General features: G+C 36.5%; 19 protein-coding genes. 2 read left to right on the top strand and 17 right to left on the bottom strand.

What is annotated here, in order from left to right:
* Positions 1 to 157: 157 nt before the first annotated feature.
* The 7 genes from ACRX5O_RS10005 to ACRX5O_RS09975 all read right to left on the bottom strand — a co-directional run bounded on the left by ACRX5O_RS10005 (position 158) and on the right by ACRX5O_RS09975 (position 7,770).
* Complete coding sequence (locus ACRX5O_RS10005; protein WP_433905804.1) at positions 158 to 901, bottom strand: DeoR/GlpR family DNA-binding transcription regulator; 744 nt, start codon at positions 899 to 901, stop codon at positions 158 to 160.
* Between the two features lie 98 nt (positions 902 to 999).
* The gene (locus ACRX5O_RS10000) at positions 1,000 to 1,911 is read right to left on the bottom strand and encodes a ribokinase (protein WP_433905803.1); all 912 of its coding nucleotides are present in this window, start codon (positions 1,909 to 1,911) and stop codon (positions 1,000 to 1,002) included.
* Between the two features lie 2 nt (positions 1,912 to 1,913).
* Positions 1,914 to 2,900 (bottom strand): ABC transporter permease, encoded by a 987-nt coding sequence (locus ACRX5O_RS09995; RefSeq protein WP_433905802.1) that lies wholly within the window; start codon positions 2,898 to 2,900, stop codon positions 1,914 to 1,916.
* Positions 2,887 to 4,404: a sugar ABC transporter ATP-binding protein gene (locus tag ACRX5O_RS09990; RefSeq protein ID WP_433905801.1), complete on the bottom strand. Its 1,518-nt coding sequence runs from the start codon at positions 4,402 to 4,404 to the stop codon at positions 2,887 to 2,889. Before ACRX5O_RS09990 ends, ACRX5O_RS09995 begins: the two co-directional genes overlap by 14 nt.
* 69 nt (positions 4,405 to 4,473) lie before the next feature.
* On the bottom strand, positions 4,474 to 5,565 hold the full coding sequence (locus ACRX5O_RS09985; RefSeq protein WP_433905800.1) for a sugar ABC transporter substrate-binding protein: 1,092 nt from the start codon (positions 5,563 to 5,565) through the stop codon (positions 4,474 to 4,476).
* A gap of 81 nt (positions 5,566 to 5,646) precedes the next feature.
* Entirely contained in the window at positions 5,647 to 6,561 is a 915-nt protein-coding gene (locus ACRX5O_RS09980) for a sugar phosphate isomerase/epimerase family protein (protein WP_433905799.1), read from the bottom strand.
* A gap of 291 nt (positions 6,562 to 6,852) precedes the next feature.
* Entirely contained in the window at positions 6,853 to 7,770 is a 918-nt protein-coding gene (locus tag ACRX5O_RS09975; protein WP_433905798.1) for an AraC family transcriptional regulator, read from the bottom strand.
* 158 nt (positions 7,771 to 7,928) lie between these two features.
* On the opposite strand from ACRX5O_RS09975, the gene ACRX5O_RS09970 reads away from it, so the two are divergent.
* Both ACRX5O_RS09970 and ACRX5O_RS09965 read left to right on the top strand, forming a co-directional pair.
* On the top strand, positions 7,929 to 8,915 hold the full coding sequence (locus ACRX5O_RS09970) for a glycoside hydrolase family 43 protein (protein ID WP_433905797.1): 987 nt from the start codon (positions 7,929 to 7,931) through the stop codon (positions 8,913 to 8,915).
* A 247-nt stretch (positions 8,916 to 9,162) separates the two neighbouring features.
* Positions 9,163 to 10,326, top strand: coding sequence for an endo-1,4-beta-xylanase (locus tag ACRX5O_RS09965; protein WP_433905796.1), 1,164 nt, complete (start codon positions 9,163 to 9,165; stop codon positions 10,324 to 10,326).
* A gap of 794 nt (positions 10,327 to 11,120) precedes the next feature.
* On the opposite strand, the gene ACRX5O_RS09960 is transcribed toward ACRX5O_RS09965, so the two are convergent.
* The 10 genes from ACRX5O_RS09960 to ACRX5O_RS09915 form a co-directional block, all read right to left on the bottom strand.
* Positions 11,121 to 12,017 (bottom strand): carbohydrate ABC transporter permease, encoded by an 897-nt coding sequence (locus tag ACRX5O_RS09960; protein WP_433905795.1) that lies wholly within the window; start codon positions 12,015 to 12,017, stop codon positions 11,121 to 11,123.
* Between the two features lie 17 nt (positions 12,018 to 12,034).
* Entirely contained in the window at positions 12,035 to 12,913 is an 879-nt protein-coding gene (locus tag ACRX5O_RS09955; protein WP_433905794.1) for a carbohydrate ABC transporter permease, read from the bottom strand.
* A 96-nt stretch (positions 12,914 to 13,009) separates the two neighbouring features.
* Positions 13,010 to 14,284, bottom strand: coding sequence for an extracellular solute-binding protein (locus ACRX5O_RS09950; protein ID WP_433905874.1), 1,275 nt, complete (start codon positions 14,282 to 14,284; stop codon positions 13,010 to 13,012).
* A 147-nt stretch (positions 14,285 to 14,431) separates the two neighbouring features.
* A complete protein-coding gene (locus ACRX5O_RS09945) occupies positions 14,432 to 15,217 on the bottom strand; it encodes a response regulator transcription factor (protein WP_433905873.1) in 786 nt (261 codons plus the stop codon).
* Complete coding sequence (locus ACRX5O_RS09940; protein ID WP_433905793.1) at positions 15,214 to 16,956, bottom strand: sensor histidine kinase; 1,743 nt, start codon at positions 16,954 to 16,956, stop codon at positions 15,214 to 15,216. The genes ACRX5O_RS09945 and ACRX5O_RS09940 overlap by 4 nt, the downstream gene beginning before the upstream one ends.
* Positions 16,957 to 17,122: 166 nt before the next feature.
* Complete coding sequence (locus ACRX5O_RS09935) at positions 17,123 to 17,779, bottom strand: SGNH/GDSL hydrolase family protein (protein WP_433905792.1); 657 nt, start codon at positions 17,777 to 17,779, stop codon at positions 17,123 to 17,125.
* 22 nt (positions 17,780 to 17,801) lie between these two features.
* Positions 17,802 to 18,563, bottom strand: coding sequence for a polysaccharide deacetylase family protein (locus ACRX5O_RS09930; RefSeq protein ID WP_433905791.1), 762 nt, complete (start codon positions 18,561 to 18,563; stop codon positions 17,802 to 17,804).
* Positions 18,564 to 18,583: 20 nt separating this feature from the next.
* Positions 18,584 to 20,083, bottom strand: a complete 1,500-nt coding sequence (xylB, locus tag ACRX5O_RS09925; protein WP_433905790.1) for a xylulokinase — start codon at positions 20,081 to 20,083, stop codon at positions 18,584 to 18,586.
* 77 nt (positions 20,084 to 20,160) lie between these two features.
* Positions 20,161 to 21,492 carry a xylose isomerase gene (xylA, locus tag ACRX5O_RS09920; protein WP_433905789.1) on the bottom strand — a complete coding sequence of 444 codons (1,332 nt, stop codon included), beginning with the start codon at positions 21,490 to 21,492 and terminating at the stop codon, positions 20,161 to 20,163.
* A 98-nt stretch (positions 21,493 to 21,590) separates the two neighbouring features.
* Positions 21,591 to 23,741 (bottom strand): glycoside hydrolase family 52 protein, encoded by a 2,151-nt coding sequence (locus tag ACRX5O_RS09915; protein WP_433905788.1) that lies wholly within the window; start codon positions 23,739 to 23,741, stop codon positions 21,591 to 21,593.
* Positions 23,742 to 23,750: the final 9 nt, after the last annotated feature.

The following is a 23,750-nucleotide window of genomic DNA, read 5'->3' as shown; positions in this document are numbered from 1 at the left end:
TGGCACGTAGAGGTCAGGGATTCGAGCGTCCTATCAACCATAGACGAAAAGAAAACCCTTGTGAAAAAATTCGCAAGGTTTTTTCCTATTTTCTTCTGAGTTGGTATTTTAGAACAAAGATGATTTGGAGTCTTTTAACATGTGGAAAGAGCACATGTTAATCAACAACATAATATTCAGTCGTTCCATCAAGTTCAGGAATCTGTTTATTTGTTATGAGCAAACAATCTTGAATATCAAACGCCTTACATAATGTATTTTTATTAAACTTTGAGCTGTCTGCTAGTACATAGCATTTATTTGAGTTCGTTTTGACAATACTCTTTTTACTTGCTTCTCGAAAGTCGGGAGTATTTACACCCACATTTAAACCAAAGCCACTGGCACCAAGAAAAGATTTATCAAAGTTTAAATTTCTTAAAGAAGAGTCTGTTAGAGGTCCTGAAATAGAATCCAAATTTCTATTAACCTCTCCTCCTACAATTGTAATGTTTTCTATGTGAGTACCATTAACCTCACTCAACACCTGGATATTTGAAGTAACTACTCTAATACCTTTTGATACAATGTATTTTACAATGGCTGAACATGTCGTGCCTGAATCAATGTATATCACATCATCGTCTTCTACTAAAGAAGCAGCAAATTTTGCAATTCTTTCCTTACTTTCTTTATTTAGTAACTTCTTTGTGCCTACAGGAATTTCATGTGAATCCAGCTTTAATTTAACTGCTCCACCTCGTAAAAGGACAATATAATTTTCGTCCTCCAGAATTTTTAAATCTCTACGAATGGTAGATTCAGAGACCCCCTCAAAAATTTTTAATAGATCTTCAATATAAAGGATTTGTTTATTTTCTAATTCATCCATTATCTTTTCTCTTCTGACATAAGGGATCATAATTTAATACCTCGATACATTTTTAGTAATATTTCGTTAAGTTTCTTAGCTGAACTAAAGAATAGTAATTCATAATAAAGCAGTCTATAAGTTATTTATCACACATATTCATTTAACTCTAATAGTGTTGGCATTGCATCTTGAGCGCCAATTTTGGTAACCGTTCTTGAACTAACTATTGAAGCAAATTCCCCTATTTTTTCAATTGGCCACTCATTCATAAGTCCGTAAGCTAATGCCCCAGTATAAGAATCTCCTGCTCCTGTTGTTTCGACTACATCTACTGTTTGGCAAGGAATATGAATAGTTTTCTTTCCATCATATAAAATACTGCCTTTTTCACCAAGAGTGATGATTAACAGATTATTAGTATATGGATAAAGCTTTTCACAAACCTTTTCAGCCTCTCTTAACGATGATACTCTCTCTCCAGCATAAAAACTAGCTTCCGTTTCGTTAACCACTAAACAATCCACCAGCTTTAAACAATCAACATCTATTTCGCTTGCAGGAGCAGCATTTAATATCACATAGCAATTATACTCTTTCGCCTTTTTAATGGTATATTCCACCACTTCTTTTGGAATTTCTAACTGCAATATAACGATTTTGCTTTTCTTAAATAGGTCTTCCACCTGATCGATATCTTCAATCGTCATACTGTAATTCGCACCTTTTGCTATGGTAGCAACCACACTTCCATCTGAAATTGCGTTCACAATACCAAGTCCAGTGTTTGTATCAGCCTTTGAAACATAGTCAGTATTCAAGCCATTCTTTTTCATTATTGCAATTAATTCAGAGCCAAATTGATCATTGCCCACCTTACCTACCATATAACTCTCCAGTCCTAACTTCGCACACTGTACTGCTTGATTGGCTCCTTTCCCACCTCCACAGAAAGTTACACTATCTGCAGTAAAAGTCTCGCCAATTTCCGGAAGTCGTTTTTGCTTAAGGATAATGTCATAGTTGATACTACCGACTATTGTAACCGCATTCTTTTCCATGGTTATTTACCTACCTCGATAGTTTTGGTATTACTTCTACCAACCCTCATACCTTTTAGTTTCCCTTGAATTACTTCAAAATAAGCTGCTACTACAATTATAGCTCCGGTTGCAATATATTGCCAAAAACTATCTACACCTACAACAACTAATCCAACTTTTAGAGTTGATAATAAGATAGCTCCAAGTAATGTACCGATCATATTCCCTCTTCCACCAGCCAGGCTAGCTCCACCAATCGCAGCTGCCGCAATTGCATTTAATTCATAAGTTTGACCTGCAGCTGGCTCTCCTGACCCTAGGCGTGCTAACAAAACCATACCAGCTAAAGCAGCACCAGCTCCAGAAATAGCATAAGCAAGCATTTTACTTTTGTTAACATTTACTCCTGATAAGAGAGTAGCTTCTTCATTACCTCCAATTGCATATATATAAGTCCCAAGTTTGGTATACTTTAAGATGATATGTCCAACAGCAGCAAATGCAAGAAGTACAAGAATTGACACTGGAAATGCTCCAAAAATATCTGAGTTAAAGATTGATCTGAAATTTTCAGGAATATCTAGAACTGGCCAGCCTCCAGTTATAACATAAGCAATCCCTCTGTATGCACTCATTGTTCCTAAAGTAGCAATGAATGGCTGAAGATGTAACTTTGTAATTAATAGACCATTAAATACACCCAATACAAAACCTATTCCCACTCCACATATAATAGCTAAGACAGGATTTAAACCACTTACGAGTAAATCACCTACAACTACAATTACAATTGCAAAGATGGATCCTACAGAAAGGTCGATTCCACCTGTGATGATTGCATAAGTGATACCTAAAGCTAATAATCCATTAATAACACTCTGGTCCATAATATCAAGTAAATTACTTCCACTTAAATAGACTGGTTCAATAATGGAAAATACAATAACCATAATAAAGATCGCTGCTACTAAGCTAAGTTCTCTACTATATTCCTTAGTTTTTAACATCTTTGTTTACCCCCATAGCATATTGAAGGATATCTTCCTCAGTTAGATTTTGATTTTCAAATTCTTTCACTTTTTTTCCCTCACGCATGACAATGATCCGATCACTTAGACCTAACACTTCAGGTAACTCGGAGGAAACAACAATTATAGATTTTCCCTTTTCAAGTAATTCTTCTAGGACTCTATAAATCTCTGCTTTCGCTCCAACATCGACTCCTTTTGTTGGTTCATCTAAAATTAAAATCTCAGCATCTGAGGAAAGCCATTTAGAAATCACTACTTTTTGCTGATTTCCTCCGCTCAAATTAGTCGTCATATAATGAGGGTTACTAGGTTTTAAGTTGATTTCGTCGATATAATAATTACAGTTCTCCGTTTTCTTTCTATGATTCACGAAGCCGTACTTAGAGAATTTCTCCATTTTAGTAAGACCTACATTGTTTGCATTATTAAAAAATTTGATAAATCCTTGTGTTTTTCTATTTTCTGGAATGAATCCAATTCCCATTTGAACACCTTGGCGAGGATTTTTAATATTCACAGGAACTCCCTTTATTTTAATGGTGCCACCTGACTTTTCCTCTGCACCAAAAATTGTTCTAACTACATCCGTCCTTTTGGAGCCAACTAAACCTGCAAAGCCTAATATTTCACCTTTATGAAGGTGGAAATTAATGTTTTCAAATACTCCATTCACATTTAGGTTTTCTACTTCCAATACCTTTTCAGCAGTCTTTGGAGACGGTTTGGTTCTTACCGCATAAGCTGAAACATCCCTACCTACCATTTTTTTTATTAATTGCTCTCTTGTAACATCCTTTAATTGAAAGGTATCTATATGCCTGCCATCACGAAGGACTGTCGCACTATCACAAATCTCGAAGACTTCATCTAGACGGTGACTGACATATAAAATTGTTATTCCATTTTCTCTTAAGTCATTAATAATAGAAAAAAGCGTTTGTACTTCTTGATTAGTTAGCGAAGCTGATGGTTCATCAAATGATATGAGTTTGGCATTATGATACAATCCTTTGGCGATTGCTACCATTTGCATTTCTCCTGTACTTAACGTACTCGCTAAATCTTCGCTTTTAAAGTTACACTTCATTTTAGTAAGGATCTCATTCGCATCATGATGAAGCTTTTTGTAGTCAATAAACATTCCTTTTCTTGGTTCATGACCTAAAGTAATATTTTGACCCACAGTTAAATCTGGAATTAGACTAACTTCTTGATGAATTTTTACAATTCCATCCTGAATGGCCTCATTGGCATTTTTATATGAAACTATTCGTCCTTGAATTTCTACCGTTCCTTCATATTCATTATTGACTCCATGGAGTGTATTCAATAATGTTGACTTTCCTGCCCCATTCTCACCCAATAGAGCATGGATCTCACCTTTTTTTATATCAAAACTCACCCCATCTAGAGCCTTTACTCCAGGAAAAACTTTTGAAATATTCTGAAATCTAACGATACTTTCTGTTTGCTTTTCCATTTCGATTCCCCTTTTCATACCTATAGTCGAATCCCATCAATCCGACTATAGGTATAAACTAGTATATTGTTACTTTGCTATTGTTGGGTCTGCCCAATTAATAATCTCTTCAGCTTGTGTATCTACATTCGTTTCATCAATTAACGCCTGAGGAGTCCAAATAACTCTAGGTACTTCCTGTCCGCCCAATTGACGAATGATCATTTCAACTGCTATTTGCCCTTTATATTTTGGGAAAGAATCGATTGTTGCATCCAGTTCACCCTTACGTATAGAGTCATAGGCTTCACCAATTCCATCTACTCCGACTACTAATATATCTTTCCCTGATTCATTGACAGCCTCTTGTGCACCTAAAGCCATCGTGTCATTATTTGCAAAAATAGCAGCTAGATCACCATGCTTTTTAATCCATGTTGCAGCAATATCCTTTGCCTTTGCACGATCCCAATCCGCATTTTGTTTTTCAGCAATATCAATGTTTGGAGCATTATCCTTCATCCAATTCTCAAACCCTAGCGTACGTTGTCTAGCAGCGAATGCTTTTGGCATTCCTACTATAATCGCAACCTTACCTTCTCCATTTAATTTTTCTGAGATCCATTCTGCCGCTGATTCCCCGTTTAAGTCTGCTTTTGGTCCGACAAAATTAGGAGCTTCCTTGATAATTCCATCATTAACGTTCATTACTGGGATATCCTTTTCAAGGGCACTTTCAACCCCAGGAACAAGATTGCTGTCTGAAATCGGAGAAAGTAACAATGCACTATACTTTTTGTTGATCATATCTTTTACAATGGCAAGCTGTCCTTCTTCATCCGATTCACCTTGTGGGGATTTGACATCAATTGTTAGGTTCATCCCTTTATCACTAAACTTTTGAGCCCCTGTTTCCATTCCTTCTTTCAATGTTCTCCAATATTCATTTTCGAATGCTTTTGCTACAGCACCTAATTTTATTTCTTCAGATAATTTAGGTACTTCCCCTAAGCTTGATCTTACTTCTTCATATGTTTGACCATCAGCATTATCTGGATTAAAAGCACCTGTATCTTTATCTGGAGATGCACTTCCACTACTGCTATTGCTACTACAAGCTGTCAATCCTAAAGAAATTGCTAAAACACCAGTTACGAATAAATTTTTTTTAGACTTTTTCATTTTTTATCCCCCTAGAATTTATTAGTAATCGCTTTCAAAACTTATAAAAAAAAATTTGTGTGCTTATATTTCAGTTAAAAATTACTTATTAACTTTTAACTCAAACATTGAAAAGAACATCTTGTTTACTGAAATTGCGTCGTTTTTCTCAATCGTTTTTTCAATTTCTGATAGCCCAAGCTGGTCTATTAAGCTACTAATAATATGAATCGCTTTTACATTTTGCCTAATTTCTGCAACTGGTTCCTCTCTAATAGGGAATGTATCAAAATAGATAGCTCCATCATAGTTATACTTTTTCAAATAATACATGAATTCTAGTGTCTGCATTAATGATACCGTCCCAACCATTAGGCCATCATCGTGAGTTCCGTATCCATCATTGATATGAACACCGAATAATTTACCTTTATCTGCTGCAAGACTTAAGCCATATGCAGGATTTTCTCGTTTCATGAGCATATGACAGTAATCAACTGTAACTCCAACGTTTTCACGTTTGATTTCATTTACCATTAGCAACGTTAGTCCAATACTATCAATTAATGCGTATGATCTTTCTTGATATGGCTTATATTCAATACTGATTTGTAAGTCTGGTGCATAATCAGCAAGTGCCGTTACATATTCCCTAACTTGACTCCAGGCTTTTTGATAATCAACTTGGAATGGATAGTCAAATCCGTCAAAGCCTAGCCATAAAGTTAATACTTTCCCACCCAATACTCTACAGGTATCTGCAGCCTCTTTACACAAAGTAAACGCGTCTTCAGCAATCAGCTTATTGTTGTTCCCAAATTCGCCATTTATAAAATGATTTCTAAACCTTAAAGCTAAACCATTTGCGCTAATGTTTAAATTTTTTAGGGTTTGATTGATCTCATCTACAGAGTAATTTGAAAAATGCTCCGGATAATTTAAATCTACACATGTAATTCCATCAATCTCTGAAACTTTTTCTAAAGCTTTAATAATATCTCTATCGACCTTGGGCATAATTGAATTTATCCTAGTAGCTAATTTCATTGTGAGCCTCCAATTTTTTAAATCTTCTTGTATTTTTTTCTTGAATTAAATTTAACACCATAATAAAGCGATTTCAATAATTTTTTTCATATTTTTTCATATTTTTTAACTTTTTTTCATATTTTTTAATATTTTTTCATATTTTATGTACTCAGTTATTTTATCTATCAAACAAAGACTACACATAATTCCTCTCTACTTTTTCCACAAAAAAAACACTCAAAAATGTTGATATAACAACATTTCTGAGTGTTAACATCGCTATAAAAGTTTGTATAGTTCATGGTAATCCTCTTCCTCAGTAAATTCATACCCTCTAATTTCACTTAATTCAGCAGGACGAATGGAAGTGTTGTTTTGTATTTGTTTTTTTCGGTATTGATGAGGTGTTGTGTGGAACGTATCTTTAAATAGTTTGTGAAAGGAATTTAAATTTGGGAAGCCACACTCTAACGCGATTTGGATGATGGACCGGTCGGTTTCTAGCAAATATCGAACCGCATGCTCTAAGCGTATCCCATTTATATATTTGATAAAAGACTGTCCCATATGATGTTGAAAATATCTGGATAGATAGGGAGCCGTAAGTTCTTCTGTATCAGCCAACTCTTGAAGTGTAATGGGATTCATATAGTGCTGCTGTATGTAATTGGTTAATCGGTTCATCCGTTCAATATCTTTTTCAGTGTTGATAATGACATTCTTCTTATCCACCTTAAAATGTGTAACCAGTTGATACACCACATCTAATAGAAGAGAGTGCACCTTAATTTCATAATTTTCTTCTTTTCTTTTGACAGCTAACATTAGATGGGCAAGCAGAGGTCGAATTATATTATAGGATTGTTGGTCCTTACTTTGAAAGGACTGACAATGGAAAGATTCGTCTTCAATATTATTGTGAAATTTTTTTATAAAGGTGATTGGTATCTGAATAAGTAAAAGTTTATTCTCTTGATCTGACTCCACCCCATGAACTTCATTACTGTTAATGAGCAAAAGGTCATTTTCCTTAAGTACATACTCCTCTCTTCCCACATACACATGTATTTGTCCTTTTAACACTAATAATAATTCAATTCTGTCATGCCAATGCATGGCCACATACTTTACACTCGTTATTAATGCGAATACAGGAACCTCTTCTTTAATTACAGCGCTTTCATATGGATATTTCATAAAAGGCAAGGCCTCCTACTTTTCTTGTTATCTATTTATATACTCATTTTTTTGTAGAAATCCTTTATTAAAAAACTTAGTTTTTCGAATATACAAAGTTATTAAACTTCGGTTATACTATATATGTAAGCGATTAAATTATCTACGGGGGAGCTATTATGGGGAAAAATTCAAAACCTAACGAGCCTATAGTTACGCATATTTTTACAGCAGATCCTTCTGCACATGTCTTTGAAGGAAAGCTTTATATTTATCCTTCTCATGATCTGGATCATGATGGGCCTTCAAACGATAACGGTGATCAATATGCGATGGAAGATTACCATGTGTTATGTATGGATGATGTAAACGAACCATGTGTAGACCACGGGGAAGCCCTTCACTTGAGAGATATTCCTTGGGCAAGTAAACAGCTTTGGGCACCAGATGCTGCTTACAAGAACAACACGTATTATTTGTATTTTCCAGCTAGAGATAAAGAGGGTATTTTTAGAATTGGTGTTGCCACAAGCACAACCCCTGAAGGACCATTTATACCAGAGGAAAATTACATACCAGGTAGCTTCAGCATTGATCCAGCCGTGTTCGTCGATGAGGATGAAAGAGCATACGTATATTTTGGGGGCCTTTGGGGAGGACAGTTGGAAAAATGGCAGGAAGGAACATTTAATCCCGATGCTGAAGGTCCATCGCTAACAGAGCCGGCTTTAGGGCCAAGAGTCGCAGAATTAAGTGACGATATGCTGACTTTCAAAAGTGAGCCTCGAGAAATATCAATAGTTGATGAAAATGAAAATCCAATTCTTGCAGGTGATGAAGAACGAAGATATTTTGAAGGTCCTTGGATTCATAAATATAATGATCTATACTATCTATCGTATTCTACAGGTACCACTCACAAGATTGTTTATGCGGTAAGCAAAAACCCACAGGGGCCCTTCGAATTTAAAGGAACGATACTTACTCCTGTCATCGGCTGGACCACCCATCATTCAATTGTCCAGTTTAAAGATAAGTGGTATCTTTTCTATCATGATTGCTCCTTATCAGATGGCGTAGATCATAAACGATCGGTAAAATACGCTGAATTAACCTATAACGATGACGGAACGATCGTAACAATAGACCCTTATGGGGATAAATAACATAGAACAGCTGGCTTTTACTAATAAAGGTCAGCTGTTTTTTTAAATTTCTAAAATACTTAGTTTATTTACTATACAAACTAAGTATAGAAAAGGTATAATAAACACAAGACAGGTTGACATGTTACATACCTTTCATAAAAATGAAAGCCCTTTCTTATCCCTGTCTAAATCTTACGTAAAAGGAGGGTTAGTTATCGGTTTTTAGAACACCTTAGTAAATTCTATTAAAAAAGGAGAATATCACATGCTTAAAGTATTACGTAAACCTCTCATTACAGGATTAGCTTTAGCCTTATTATTACCTGTTGGATTGAATCCTGCCGCTGCTGAAACGACAAATGAACAGTCTACTAGTGCTTTATCGGTACCATCTATAGCTGAAAGATACAAGAATTCCTTCACTATTGGTGCAGCAGTGGAACCTTATCAATTACAGGGCACAGATGCAGACGTATTAAAACGCCATTATAATAGTATTGTTGCTGAAAATGTAATGAAACCAATTAATATTCAACCAGAGGAAGGTAAATTCGACTTTACCGAGGCTGATAAGATTGTTAAGTTTGCAAAAGAAAATGGCATGGACATCCGTTTTCATAACCTCGTTTGGCATAGCCAGGTGCCTGAGTGGTTCTTCCTAGACGAAGAAGGAAATAAAATGATTGATGAGCAAGATCCAAAACAGCGTGAGAAAAATAAAAAACTACTTTTAAACCGATTGGAAACCCATATTAAAACGATTGTAAAACGTTATAAAAACGACGTGAAATCTTGGGATGTTGTGAACGAGGTAATTGATGATTCTCCTCAAAATGAAAGAGGGCTGCGTGAATCTGCTTGGTACAAGATTACGGGAGATGAATATATTAAAGTAGCCTTTGAAACAGCTAATAGATATGCAGCAAAAGATGCAAAGCTGTACATTAATGATTACAATACAGAAGTGACACCCAAGAGAACATATTTATATAATCTTGTAAAAGATTTACTTGAACAAGGAGTTCCAATTGATGGCGTAGGACATCAAGCTCATATTCAAATTGGCTGGCCTTCTAACCAGGACATTGAAGACTCAATTAATATGTTTGCTGACCTTGGTTTAGACAATCAAATTACAGAGCTAGATGTTAGCCTATATGGTTGGCCACCTAGACCAGCGTATCCAACTTATGCTGACATTCCAGCCGAAAGACTAGTAGCTCAAGCAGACCGCTACAATGCTATTTTTGAGATATATGAACGACTAGGAGACAAAATCAGCAATGTTACTTTCTGGGGCATAGCCGATAATCATACGTGGTTAGACGATCGAGCAAAGCAATACAATGATGGTGTAGGAAAAGATGCACCATTCGTGTTTGATCCTGAATATAATGTGAAACCAGCTTATTGGGCGATTATGGACTAAGAATATACGAAGCTAGTAGAACAGCTCTCATACCAGGAGCTGTTTTTTTCATACCATTTGAGTAAGTAAAAGGGCTAACTCTATGAGTCAGTAGTTCGGTTTTGAAGTTCAAAATTAGAACTAACCTTGCTATTCAAACGGTATTTCACACTTAAATTTACAGGCAATTTTATAAGCAAAAATGCTTGGAACATTGTGTCTCCAAGCATTTTTTACATTACTTTGCACTTGATTTCACTAAACTTGAAAAATAAACGGAAAAATTCCGTTTATTTTGGGAAATACCAACATTTCTCGTAAAATAAGCGGAGTTTTTCCGCTAAAATGAACCTAATCTTTAAATTTGGTTATATATAGATTAGTTAATCGGAATATATCCGCTTATATCTGCTTCTTGAGCCCCTACTATACACATTAACCGGAATTTCTCCGCCTATGAATTCCTATACCTCCACGAAAAAGTCAACAATGAATAACCAGTGTCTTTTTCTTCAGATAACTTGTCTTTCTACAATATTTTCTAACTTGAATATTCAAAAACCTACTTACCAACTTTAGGAAATCAATCCCCAATAAAATTAACAAACAATTCGAACACTGACACGAACTTTTGTCATCCTGTTAAAAGAGGGACGAATTATGGTGCAAAATACCATTACATTTATGGAAAGCCTTGATATTACAAAAAAATGTAGTCCAATTCAGTTGCGAATTGGACTGCTAATTTGTTTGCTAATTAAGTTTTTGTACTCGAAAACCGAACCCACTACTCTATGAGTTAGCCCTTTATCCTTTTATCCTTTGACAGATCCTGCTGCAATGCCTTCAACGATTCGGTCACTCAGAAGGAAGTATGCGATTAATACGGGGATAATACTAATCATCAAGGTTGCACCTATAGCTCCCCAATCGGTTAAATACTGCCCAACAAAGTTATTTACACCTACCGTAATTGTTTTCCACTTGTCCGAACTCAAGAAAGTATTTACAAACACGAATTCATTCCAGTTATAAATCATGTTAATGATGACCGTTGTTGAAAGTACCGGTATAGTCATCGGCAATGTAATTTGAAAGAATATCCTATGAACGGAACAACCATCCATTACTGCTGCTTCTTCGATCTCCCTTGGAATGGTCCTATAAAATCCAGTAAGAATCATAATCGTTATAGGTAAGTTAAACGCAACGTAAGACAAAATAATAGAAATGGGATTATCTATTAAATTGACTGATTTAAAGATATTGAATAGCGGAATTAATGTTGAATGAAGTGGAATCATATACCCTGCCATAAACAATCCAAGAACTAATCCACTTAGTTTCCAATACATTCTTGTAATGGCAAATGTTACGAAACTAGCAAGAATAACCGTAAGTAAAACCGCTACAACGGTGTATAATACACTATTAAAAAAGTAAACATCAATATGCCCTGCTGTCCATGCCTTTGCGTAATTTCCCCATTGAGGATCTTGTGGAAAGGCGAACGGGGACATACCGAATACCTCTTGATTCGTTTTCAATGAAAAAAGGAATAACCACACCAACGGGTACACTTGGACAATGGCAATCACTCCTAGGATAAAATAAAGAATTCCGTATCCTATTCTTGTTCCGATTGTTTTACTAGTTTTATACGGTGCCGCTAGAGTCGCATTTGTTTCTGTTCGATACGCAACCTTACTCATCGGTTTCACTCCCCCTCTTAAAATTGCACATCTTCTTTAGAAGATAATAATTTTTGAATGAGCCAAGTCATAATGAGACAGATGACCAATAAACCGAATCCTATTGCACTTCCGTACCCGAAGTTGTATTTACTAAATGCCTCTGTGTACATATAAGAAGCCATTACCTCACTCGCACCGTTTGGTCCGCCACCAGTTAATACAAAAATTAAATCAAAATACTTTAAGGAACCAACAATCGCTAGAATGACCATAACTTTTATCACACCGGTGATTAAAGGAATCTTTATTTTATAGGCTATTTGAATAGGGTTTGCACCATCTATTTTTGCCGCTTCAATCAATTCCTCTGGAACATTTTTTAACGCAGCATAGAAAATGATGATATAAAAGCCTGCATACTGCCAAACAATTGGAATGAATAGGGCATATAGTACGATGTTAGAATCAGCTAGCCAAAGTGGTGGGTTATCAACACCCAACATCACTAACAACCGGTTGATCATTCCATTAGTAGGATCAAATATCTTAGCCCAAAGTTGTCCGATCGCAACGGATGATAACAACATAGGAATTAAGTATATCTTTCTTAAAAAATTGGCTCCTTTTATTTTACTAGCTAATATAAGCGATAAAATAAGATAACCAACCAAGCTTACTGTTGAGAAAATACCAAGCAAAAGAGAATGCCAAGTACTTTGCCAAAACTTTTTGTCTTGAACTAACTCGATATAGTTTTCTATTCCGATAAACTTCATCTTCCCGATTCCGTTCCAGTCCATCAAACCATAATAGCCCGTTAATACGATTGGAATATAAATTAAGAGCAGAATTAATATTAACGCAGGAAGGACATAAAGAGTGATTACGAATTTGTTTGACATGACACTTTTCATTTCTGTACTCCCTTCTACTTTGAAAAGCGTTCCTATAAAATGATAGAGGGCATATGCAATATGCCCTCTACTTTTGAAAGATGAAATTACACCATCTTACTCTTGTTCTTCGGCAAGTTCGTCCACATGTTGTTTTACAAAATCCTTCGGTGTCACTTGTTTTCCAAATAGAGCCGTTACTAAATCATGGTGTAATTCGGATACAGCTGGGCTGGATTGAGTATCAAAATAAGTAGTAACGTTTGATGCTTCACTCAAATCTTTTAAAATTTCAATGTACATTGGGGCTAGGTCTAAATTATCTGTGTCAACTTTAGTAGCAGGAATAACCCCAGCATCTGTCACTGACTTTTCTCCCCATCTTTTTACAAGGTATGCTGAGAAGTCTTTTGCTTCCTTCTGAACTTTAGAATCCTTTGCTACGAATAATCCAACACCAGGGCCACCAACATAACTGTTGATATCTGTACCTTTACCGCCTTCATAAGTTGGGAACTTGAAATAGCCAATCTTGTCTTTAAATTCCTGCGATACATCAGGACTTGTAGTATAGTTTGGTAACTCCCAAGTAGCTGTTAGAAACATAGCTGCTTGTTCATTCATAAAGTAACCTTTTGCATCATCATTTGATAACGCACTAGATCCTTTTACAAACCCACCCATATCAACAAGGTTTTGCACTTCTTCCGCTGCTTTCACAATTGCTGGGTCGTCCATCTTTGCTTTTCCATGGATAACATCTGTTAAGATAGTAGAACCACCAATACGATCTGCTAGATACATAAACCAGAACGAAGCAGGCCATCCATCTTTAGCACCTACAGTAGCCGGAACCACTCCATTATCTGCTAATGTTTTGACAACATTCTTATATTCTTCAAATGTTTGTGGTACTTCAAGGTTGTACTTTTCAAAAATTTCTTTGTTATAGAAAACATAAGAAATGTTCAATTCTAATGGTAAACCATACGTTTTCCCATCTACAGCATAGGATTCTTTTACGCCAGGAATAAAAGCATCTTTTAGATTTGTATCAACAATATCATCTAAAGGAGCTAACATATCTCCTTCCACATAAGGCTTAATGAATCCGTCTGACCATGTCATCCCAATATCCGGTAACTCATTAGAAGAGGCTAGGACTTTAAGTTTTTCTCTGTATTGGTCAGGATTTAGGATTTCTGTTTCCACTTTTATATCTGTATGCTCTTTTTCATATTCTTCAATGATGTCTTTTACGATTGAAAACTGTGCATTTGAGCTACCTTCTGGCCATAAATGCATGAACTTGATTACTTTTTTACCATCGGCACTGCTTTCTTCCGTGGAACTAGAAGACGAACAACCTACTAATGCTAGAGAGACAAGCATGATTAAAGCCAATAAAACTGAAACCGTTTTCTTTTTTAACAATGAAATTCCCCCTATGACCTTTTACTAGATTTCCTTACATCTCTAATTTAACATTCTGATCATTCTGAAAATAGGTCACAACGATTAGGAAAAATACTACTATTTTTAGAAAGCCCTTTCACTATTGTTTTTTCGGTAGGCACTAGGTGTCATACCCTCTAATTCTCTGAATATCTTAATAAAATATTTAGCCGTTTTATATCCTGATTCTTCTGCTATATCGTTTATCGGAAGTTTAGTAGAAACTAATAATTCCTTTGCACGTTGAATTCTTCTTCTAGTGACATACTCACTGAAAGTTAAAGTGACATGCTCCTTAAATAGAACACTCAAATAACTCGGATTTAAATGCACATGTTCTGCTACTTCCTTCTGAGTCAATTCATTTTTTAAATTATTGTTAATGTAATCGATCGCTTCCCTGATTGGTACACGATCAGAGGGATGATGAGTGTTGGCATAGACAAGTTTCGTATCAACAACCTTTTCAATCATACCTGCTCGCTCTTGCTTTTCAACTGCTTGAATCGCCTCTTCAACAGCCTCAATTAACACCTTTTTGCTTATAGGTTTTAGTAAATAATTAATAACGCCAAATCGAAGCGCTTCCTGAGCGTATTGAAATTCTGAGTAAGCAGATATAACAATAATAACAGGAAGGATATTATGTTCTTTGGTGATCTGCAATAATTGTAAGCCAGTTATTTCCGGCATATTAATGTCTGTAATGAGGATATGAACTTTATGATTTTGCATGAAATCAATCGCCTCTTCTCCATTAGATGCGATGAATATTTGATGTTCCCCATTTGCCCAGTAGTCCAAAGTTTTCTTTAGCCCTTGACGTGTTCTTGGCTCATCATCTACAACCAAAATGGTCTTCGCATTCAACATTGTTCTTCCTCCCCGTTAACAGGTATCACAAAAGAAACCTTTGTCCCTATATTTGCTTCACTAACAATCGTAAGTCCCTTTCTTAAACGATCCTGATAGTACAGTTCTAGTCGTTTATGTACATTGGAAATGGCCATTCCATTCCCTTTTTTAGAGTTTATTCCTCCGGATTGCAAGGCCCGTTTGATAGATTCCAATTTTTCTTGTGTAATTCCGGGACCATCATCTTCTACAAGAATTTGCAAACATTGGGTGTCTGTCGTAGGTTGAATAGATACCGAAATCGTGCATGGTTTCAGCTTATTTCCAGCTCCATGCAAAACGGCATTTTCCACTAACGGTTGTATTAACAGTTTTGGTATTTTTACCTTTTCATACTCTGTTGGAAGGGTAAGATTCCATTTAAGGTGATCACCGAACCGCATTTTGATAATCTCCATATAGTTTTCAATATGGTGAATTTCTTCTTTGATCGTTACCCAATCATCATCCGTTTGTTTCGTAATCGTATATCGGAAGAGTTCAGACATAGCAACAACAAACTCGGCTAAATCTTCCTCATCCTTATCCTCAAGAGACCATCTTAGCGCGTCTAACGTATTAAAAAGAAAGTGAGGATTAATTTGTGCTTGAAGTGCTTTTAGCTCACTTCGACTTCGGGTGATCTCCTTCTGATAGACCATATTAATTAAATGATTTGTTTCCTTAACTAGCTGGTTATAGGTACTATTTAATTCGTTTATTTCATTTATCGTTGTTACACTCGGATTCATATATAAAGAACCTGCACTCGCTTGCTGCATGGTTTCTGTCAGTTTGATAATAGGCTTCGTAATATAAGTTGAAAGAAATAAAGAGCTGGTAAAAAAAATGATAAACCCAATAATTCCAGAGAGGATAATCCCCGTACGTAATACACTTATCCCTTCTGTAAGAGCCTTAATTGGCGTTAAAATAATAAGTGTCCATTCGGTTTCATTTGAAGTTTGTTTCGTAACCATATACTCCTGGTTATCTAATAAAATGGTTGGATCTTCATTTTTTAAGATTGGTACAAGGGACTTATCATAATTTGAAAGAATAGGCTTTATATCTTTATCAATTAAAATAGAATACTGATTGGACTCATCCTGGTTTGGAAACTGAAGATAACTTCTATAAATACTAATAAGGAGGTAGCCACCATTTGCGTAATCTCGCCCCATTAAGTTCACTCGTCTGAGTGCAAGAATATTGTCTGAGTTACTCGGATCATCTCCTATCCAGACGAGTCGACCATTTGCCTGATTCGCACGATGAATCCACTTTTCATCTATTCTAGTCATTAAACTTTTATCATCTAAAGGTAATAATCGTTTCATATTACTTGTGTATAGTTCAAAGGAAAAAATCCCTTCAGAGTTCGCTTGAATAATATTAACGATTCCTTCTAGTTGTTGTCGCTCTGAAAAACCTACTTCTTGTCCCTCGTAGGCGTCCGTTAACACTCTTTGAATATTTCCATTGGTCATCACTAATTTAGAAGCCGTACTAATTTGTTTATATAGAGATTCCAATCTACCATTTGCTTCCGTAGCCGTTTGATGAATTTGTTTATTCGCATTATTTTTTAACATAGCGGAAACTTGATTATACGTTAATGCGCCGACAATCAGTAAAACAATAGCGATAACAACGAGAAAAACCACTAGTATTTGATTTCGCAACGTGTTCCATTTATGTAATTTAGAGAACATATTTATTTCGCCCTTCTAAACGTAGGTAGTTTTTCTTTACTATAACTCAAAACTTTGAAACCGTTAACATTTTTTCTTTACTTCTAAAGACGAGACTATCAATTGATAGTCTCGTCTTTAGATTATTTCTAATATGGACCATATTCATTATCAATATTGAATCACATTAACTATGGTTCCAATCAAAGCCTATTTCTTTTAGAAATGCTCGTGCGAGAATCATATGACCTGCAGCGGATGGATGAACACGGTCCCAAGCTAGTGTAGCAGAATATAGTTCCTTTAATACAACATTAAAAGCTGCTTGGGTATCTATAAATAAACACCCTTCTTCTTCTGCTATTTTCTTTAACACTAACCCGTACTGATCCATGGTCTGCCGCATTTGGTCTAGTTCATTGCTTTCTATATAAAAAGGAGTCATAAGAACCATACCCTTCACAAAAGGTTTGGTCTCCTTTACAAGTTTTCTAAGGGTATCCTCGTATTCATCTAGATACACGTGCCATTCATTAATAAAAGGAGTGTCATACTGTCGCCAAACATCGTTTATCCCAATCATAATAGATAGCCAATCTGGCTTTTGGTTAATTACATCTTCCTGCCATCTGCTTTTCAAGTCGCGAACGGTATTCCCATTAATCCCCTTATTGACAACTCTTATCCCAAGTTCCGGATAAACCGCTTGCAATAGGGCATCAACATAAGAGACATAGCCCTTACCTAGAGCCTGAAACAACCCTTCTCCTTCTGGTTTTACTCGCTCACAGTCTGTAACAGAATCCCCAATAAATAATAGTTTTTGAGACGGCTCAATGATCATTTCTATTCCTCCAGAAAATATATTAGTAACCTGTTTCTATCATTCTAACAAAATCACCTAATGTATGGTTCTGAAGGATCATGATTCGAGGAAGTTCATATCGATTATTATGGTCCGTACTTAGACCTCCACCAACTTTGAATGCTCCTTTAAATCCAAGATCTTTTAATAGAGAAATCGTATCTGAATTATAGTTCCCATACGGATAGGCAAACGCAAAAGTAGTTCTACCCGTTAAGTCCTTAAGTGCTTCAGTAGCGTTATGAATCTCTACGTATTGTTCCTGTTTACTTAGGTTAGCTAAAAATGGATGGGTTACCGTATGATTTTGAATATCTACGCCATTTTCCATTACCGTTAAAATTTCACTTGCCGTCATATTCCAGCTTCCATTCACCCAGTTAGAAACGGTAAACTGTGTCGCCTTCATTCCATATTTCTGCAAGATTAAATATACGTACGGATAAAAGTCATTTGAATTATCATCAAAAGTAAGTAATATAGGCTTTTCTGGCATTGCAGCTTGCCCGTCCAGGATGTTAAAGTATTGCTTCATGGTTAAAGTTCGATACCCATTTTCTTTTAAATAACCCATATGCTTCTCAAATTCCTCGAGGCTGAATTGATAGGGATTGGTTGGATCAGGATTCGGTTTCACGACATGATATAACAGAACAGGAATTTTGATAGCAGTATTTTCCTTGGCGGAAGCAACTGGCACTTCAGCCATAGAGGGAATAAGTACAAGAGAAAAAGCTAGTAACATGCTCATTAGTTTCTTCAATCGAATCATCCTTTCTATAATCATTTCCTAAATTCACTTAACTGCTGATTCAATTCTTTTGTTTGTCTATATACCTGTTGATAAATAGCGAATAATTTTCTATAAGCTTTCACATTTTCTTCAATAGGAAGATATGTTTTGGATGTTTGAATAAATTCTTCCACACACTCCTTTAGCGATGAATACCAGCCACATCCATAGGCCGCTAACATGGCTGCTCCCATTCCGGGACCTTGTTCACTCGAAAGCTTTTCAATCTTTGCATTAAAAATATCTGCTTGCATCTGCAACCATACATCACTTTTTGCTCCCCCACCGATAGAGACGATTGAATCAATCTTTTTTCCACTGCTTCTGAAGATTTCGATTGATTCATTTAATGAAAAGGTGATTCCCTCAAGGACTGCACGAACAAAATGCTGACGTTCATGAGCCGCATCCGCACCAATAAAACTGCCTCGGATATTTGAATCCGCATGTGGCGTTCTTTCCCCGACGATATACGGAGTAAAGAGTAATCCATTACTACCGGCCGGTACATTTTCAATTCCATCTAAAAATCGATCAAATGCCTCGTCCTTTGCAAACGTATCTTTAAACCAGCTTAAACTATAGCCAGCTGCAAGAGTCACACCCATCGTATAATAGGCATTTTCTTCGCTATGATTAAAATAGTGAACCTTCCCTTGAAAATCTAAATCATTTCTTTCTTCATAGGATAGAACGACACCTGAGGTACCAATACTGCATAAAGTTTTTCCTTCAGACAAAATCCCTGATCCGATGGCGCCACATGCGTTGTCCGCCCCACCTGCAAATACTTTTGTAGCCTCCGATAACCCCGTTTCCTTTGCAAGTTCAACTGTCACCGTACCTACAAACGCATGTGATTCTACTAATGGGGGACAGAAAGTAGAGGAAAGACCAAAGACTTCTAACATTTCTTTACTCCACTCACGTTTTGTCACGTTTAATAATAATGTACCTGCCGCATCAGAGTACTCCATATGGATATTTCCTGTCATCCGGTAACGGAGATAATCCTTTGGAAGCAGAAACGTACAAGCTTGGTGAAAAATTTCCGGCTCCTGTTCTTTTACCCAAAGAATCTTTGGTAAAGTAAAGCCCTCTAACGCAGGGTTTTTAGTTAATTCTAATACCGTCTGTTGCCCGACAACCTCGTAAATGTCCTTACATTGTTTCGTTGTTCTCGTGTCATTCCACAAAATTGCATTCCTTAATACTTGATTGTTTTCGTCTAGTAATACTAGACCATGCATCTGACCTGAGAAACTGAGACCTTCAATATCCTCAATGTCACCGTCAAACTGTTCAACAAGTTCAGTTAAACCTGATATCGTTTTTTCTACCCATTCTTCCGGGTTTTGTTCACTATATCCTGATTTTTCAATAATGAGAGGGTAAGATTTCGTTATTTCATTACAAACCTCACCATTCTGATTAACAAGTAATATTTTTACCGCACTCGTACCGAGGTCAACACCAATCACGTATTTCATCTATATCATCCTTTCTATGAAAATGTGCTGGAGTAAATATACTGCCAGCACATGTTTCACCATTCTATTGATCGTTATTAAACAGTTACACTTGAAAGAGTTTCTAATAAATATTGGTTAATAATAGCTTTTAGGCGCTCTGTTCTACCTGATGTATTTTTGATTTCTGTTAATTGAAGAGCATACGCTTCAAGTTCACGGAAGTTGGTTCTTCCTTCTACGATTTCTAATCCAATTCCTTTTGTATAGCTGCTATAGCGTTCTTCAATAAAACCATCAAGCACTTTGTCTTCAATTAGTTTATTGGCAACTTTTAGACCGATGGCAAAAGCATCCATACCTGCAATATGTGCATGGAAAAGATCCTCTGATTCAAATGACCCTCTTCTCACTTTTGCATCGAAGTTTAATCCACCACTTCCTAAGCCCCCGTTTTGCAAAATTTCGTACATGGCTAATGTGTTCGTATACAAATCTGTTGGGAATTCATCTGTGTCCCAACCAAGTAGTGTGTCACCTTGGTTCGCATCTACAGAGCCAAGCATTCCGTTAATACGAGCTGTTCTTAGTTCATGCTCAAAGGTATGACCTGCTAAAGTGGCATGATTTGCTTCAATATTAAACTTGAAATAATCAGTTAAATCATGTTTTTGCAAGAATGCAAGACCAGTAGCTACATCAAAATCATATTGGTGTTTCGTAGGCTCTTTTGGCTTTGGCTCAATTAAGAATGGAACATTTAAACCAATTTCTTTCGCATAATCCACTGCCATATGGAAGAATCGAGCCAAATTATCCTGTTCGAGCTTCATATCCGTATTAAGGAGTGTTTCGTATCCCTCACGTCCTCCCCAAAACACATAGTTCTCGGCACCCAGCTCTTTTGCAACTTCTAGCGCTTTTTTCACCTTGGCTGCAGAATAGGCAAATACATCTGCATTAGGAGAAGTAGCAGCTCCATGGACATATCTTGGGTTAGTGAACATATTGGCTGTATTCCAAAGCAATTTGGTTTTGCTTGTTTTCATATATTCCTTGATCATGGAAACAATCACATCTTGATTTTCGTTGGTTTCCTTTAGGGTTCTTCCTTCTGGAGCAATATCCACATCGTGGAAAGCAAAGAATGGCACATTGAGCTTTTCAAAAAGCTCAAAAGCAGCTTCCACTCGTGCTTTGGCTAAATCCAACCCTCTTAAATGGTTCCAAGGACGAAGAGCTGTACCCACACCAAACGGATCTGAACCGTCAGCGGTAAACGTGTGCCAATAAGCTACAGAGAAACGGAGAATTTCTTCCATTTTCTTACCGTTTACAAGTTCTTCGGGATTGTAATACTTAAATGCTAACGGATTTTTTGATGCTGCACCCTCAAATTGAATTTTGTTAATTGATTCGAAATATGCCATGGTTATTCCTCCTAAAGGTATTAATTTTTTTGAAACTTCTTTTCTATTAAGATAGTTTATATATAAAACAAACTAAGTATATAAACTAGAATGCCTTATTAGGCTTGTTGTGTAACCTTATTTAATGGTACCGTTTTTTTACTCTCCTCAAGCCATAAAATACTTGTGACTCCGCGTGGATAATACTTGCTTCCTGAAATTTTTCCGGAAATAATTTGATCACTCCAGCTCCAAACGGATAATGTTGGATGTGTCAGCCATTTTACATGGGCAGCATCTGCCTGGGCTCCTCTTTCATCCCACTCCAAACCAAGAATTTCGCGGGCAATAAACTGACATAAGTAAATCTTACTTAGCCAAGAATTATTACTAGTAGAGGAAATTTTCCATCCACCATCTTCAAACAAGCAAACTCCTTCCATTAGAACGGTTTTCAAATGTGTCTTTAACACTTGAATATAGGCACCAAAACGGCCATTGTGATCTAAGGCATCCTTGTTATTTGTATAATATGGGAAGATTAGTCCTTCAATCGCAGGGATAATTTTCGAGTTATTTCCTTCTTTTATTACTGCTGGTATATACCCATCAGGAGTGATATGAGAGACAATGGTTGCTGCACATTTTTCAGCATGCGCTCCAGCCTCTTTTGATTTCTCCACTAGACCGTTTTCTCTAAATAGCTTTTCTAACGCTACATACGAAGCCCATGTTTTCCCTGCTAGATATATATTATTTCTTGCCTGACCAAGCGAAACATCTAAACTATCATACGTAGTAATTTCAGCTCCACCCATGACACGTGAAGAATCAAGCCCCATAATGCCATCGCGCTTATCTGGTTCAGGATGATCACGATTAAGCATGCTTTCAAAGCACCGAACAAATATATCTAAATTAGTTTTTAACCATTGTTTATCTCCAGTTTGTTCCACATAAACGGACGCGCATAACACCCAGTTCACTAACTGTTCATACGTCATATGAGAAAAACATCCATCTAATCCATATAGCTCATAAGAAGAATAGTGTGGTCTAGAGACGGTATTGGCCACTCCCATATCATGGGTAAAACTAATTCCACCTGTATATTCTGTTTCTTCTCCTGGAAAACGAACTTTATCTTCATAGCTAAAACGACTGACAAACATGTCTAACTCATTTTTCACTGTCCATGGATTCATTTTTAATTCGAAGAAAATTTGATCTACTGTCAGATCAAAGGTATTCATCATACGATATTCCCCTTCATTTACTACCCAAAAAGCTTCACCATTGGTATCTAGTAATTGAGTAGAGCCATAATAGCTTCGAATCGAATGAATCATCATAAACTTTTGATCGTCTGACAATTTCTCATCATCTACCAATCTATTAGCCTGCTTCGCACGACTGACAAAATCCTCAGCCTTCTCCAATGCATAAGCAGCAACAGATTCGATATTCGGAAAATATCTTGTGTAATAATACGAGGCATCCATACCAGCCGTTACATAGCCACCTCGATAGAAGCATATAGCAAACTTATAAGTTCGTTTTTGTCCTGCGGGAACATCCATTACGAGAGCACCGACAGGGCCTAATCCAAAGCTCCAATTTTCCTCAAAAGGAGTGGTTAGTATATTTTCTAAACTAAAGTGTAAAGCTGATTTCACTTCAGAATCATTCGTTGTAATAGCCGTTAAACGGCCTTGGCCCACACCTACAATGCCATCACACGCATCATCTAAACGTCGCATAGAACTGTATGGGTCACTTCCTTGATACCCGAAAAATGCACGACGCTTTTTGCTACCTTTTGTATTATCAATGGTAAGCTCTGCCCAAACAGCTGGAATGATCGCTTTCTTTAATTCTTCGTCTGTTGCGGATGAAGGGTCAGGTACAGATTCAACTTGAGTATATATTGTAAAACTCAAATCTCCTGCCTCCCAAGTGTCAGTTCCTAACTGAAAATGGCGATGGATTTCTTCCTTTGAATATGGACGAATAATACGAGGTTTATCTGGATTTGGATCCATATTTTCAATATCATAGCGCTTACTTTCATCATCTACTAGTTCAAAGAAAGGTAGTGCATCGTATGTTCCTTCCTGTTCACTAGATTCAACTCCGACATAAACACTTTTTCTTGGTGATCGTCCTAGCTCTAGATCCAATCCCCCTCCATTACCATAAAAACCAAGTGTAAAACTAGAAAACGCTCCAATTGGTGAATGATGCGCATTGAAAAGAATATTCTTAGCCATTTCTTCCCT

Origin of the sequence: Robertmurraya mesotrionivorans, assembly GCF_050971805.1 — a bacterium.
Taxonomy (GTDB): domain Bacteria; phylum Bacillota; class Bacilli; order Bacillales; family Cytobacillaceae; genus Robertmurraya_A.
This window is presented reverse-complemented; position numbering and strand designations above follow the sequence as displayed.

What these genes read in the sequence shown, in the direction of transcription:
- ACRX5O_RS10005 (WP_433905804.1), bottom strand. Translation starts at nt 901, where the DNA reads ATGATCCCTTATGTCAGAAGAGAAAAGATAATGGATGAATTAGAAAAT.
- ACRX5O_RS10000 (WP_433905803.1), bottom strand. Translation starts at nt 1,911, where the DNA reads ATGGAAAAGAATGCGGTTACAATAGTCGGTAGTATCAACTATGACATT.
- ACRX5O_RS09995 (WP_433905802.1), bottom strand. Translation starts at nt 2,900, where the DNA reads ATGTTAAAAACTAAGGAATATAGTAGAGAACTTAGCTTAGTAGCAGCG.
- ACRX5O_RS09990 (WP_433905801.1), bottom strand. Translation starts at nt 4,404, where the DNA reads ATGGAAAAGCAAACAGAAAGTATCGTTAGATTTCAGAATATTTCAAAA.
- ACRX5O_RS09985 (WP_433905800.1), bottom strand. Translation starts at nt 5,565, where the DNA reads ATGAAAAAGTCTAAAAAAAATTTATTCGTAACTGGTGTTTTAGCAATT.
- ACRX5O_RS09980 (WP_433905799.1), bottom strand. Translation starts at nt 6,561, where the DNA reads ATGCCCAAGGTCGATAGAGATATTATTAAAGCTTTAGAAAAAGTTTCA.
- ACRX5O_RS09975 (WP_433905798.1), bottom strand. Translation starts at nt 7,770, where the DNA reads ATGAAATATCCATATGAAAGCGCTGTAATTAAAGAAGAGGTTCCTGTA.
- ACRX5O_RS09970 (WP_433905797.1), top strand. Translation starts at nt 7,929, where the DNA reads ATGGGGAAAAATTCAAAACCTAACGAGCCTATAGTTACGCATATTTTT.
- ACRX5O_RS09965 (WP_433905796.1), top strand. Translation starts at nt 9,163, where the DNA reads ATGCTTAAAGTATTACGTAAACCTCTCATTACAGGATTAGCTTTAGCC.
- ACRX5O_RS09960 (WP_433905795.1), bottom strand. Translation starts at nt 12,017, where the DNA reads ATGAGTAAGGTTGCGTATCGAACAGAAACAAATGCGACTCTAGCGGCA.
- ACRX5O_RS09955 (WP_433905794.1), bottom strand. Translation starts at nt 12,913, where the DNA reads ATGAAAAGTGTCATGTCAAACAAATTCGTAATCACTCTTTATGTCCTT.
- ACRX5O_RS09950 (WP_433905874.1), bottom strand. Translation starts at nt 14,284, where the DNA reads ATGCTTGTCTCTCTAGCATTAGTAGGTTGTTCGTCTTCTAGTTCCACG.
- ACRX5O_RS09940 (WP_433905793.1), bottom strand. Translation starts at nt 16,956, where the DNA reads ATGTTCTCTAAATTACATAAATGGAACACGTTGCGAAATCAAATACTA.
- ACRX5O_RS09935 (WP_433905792.1), bottom strand. Translation starts at nt 17,779, where the DNA reads ATGATCATTGAGCCGTCTCAAAAACTATTATTTATTGGGGATTCTGTT.
- xylB (WP_433905790.1), bottom strand. Translation starts at nt 20,083, where the DNA reads ATGAAATACGTGATTGGTGTTGACCTCGGTACGAGTGCGGTAAAAATA.
- xylA (WP_433905789.1), bottom strand. Translation starts at nt 21,492, where the DNA reads ATGGCATATTTCGAATCAATTAACAAAATTCAATTTGAGGGTGCAGCA.
- ACRX5O_RS09915 (WP_433905788.1), bottom strand. Translation starts at nt 23,741, where the DNA reads ATGGCTAAGAATATTCTTTTCAATGCGCATCATTCACCAATTGGAGCG.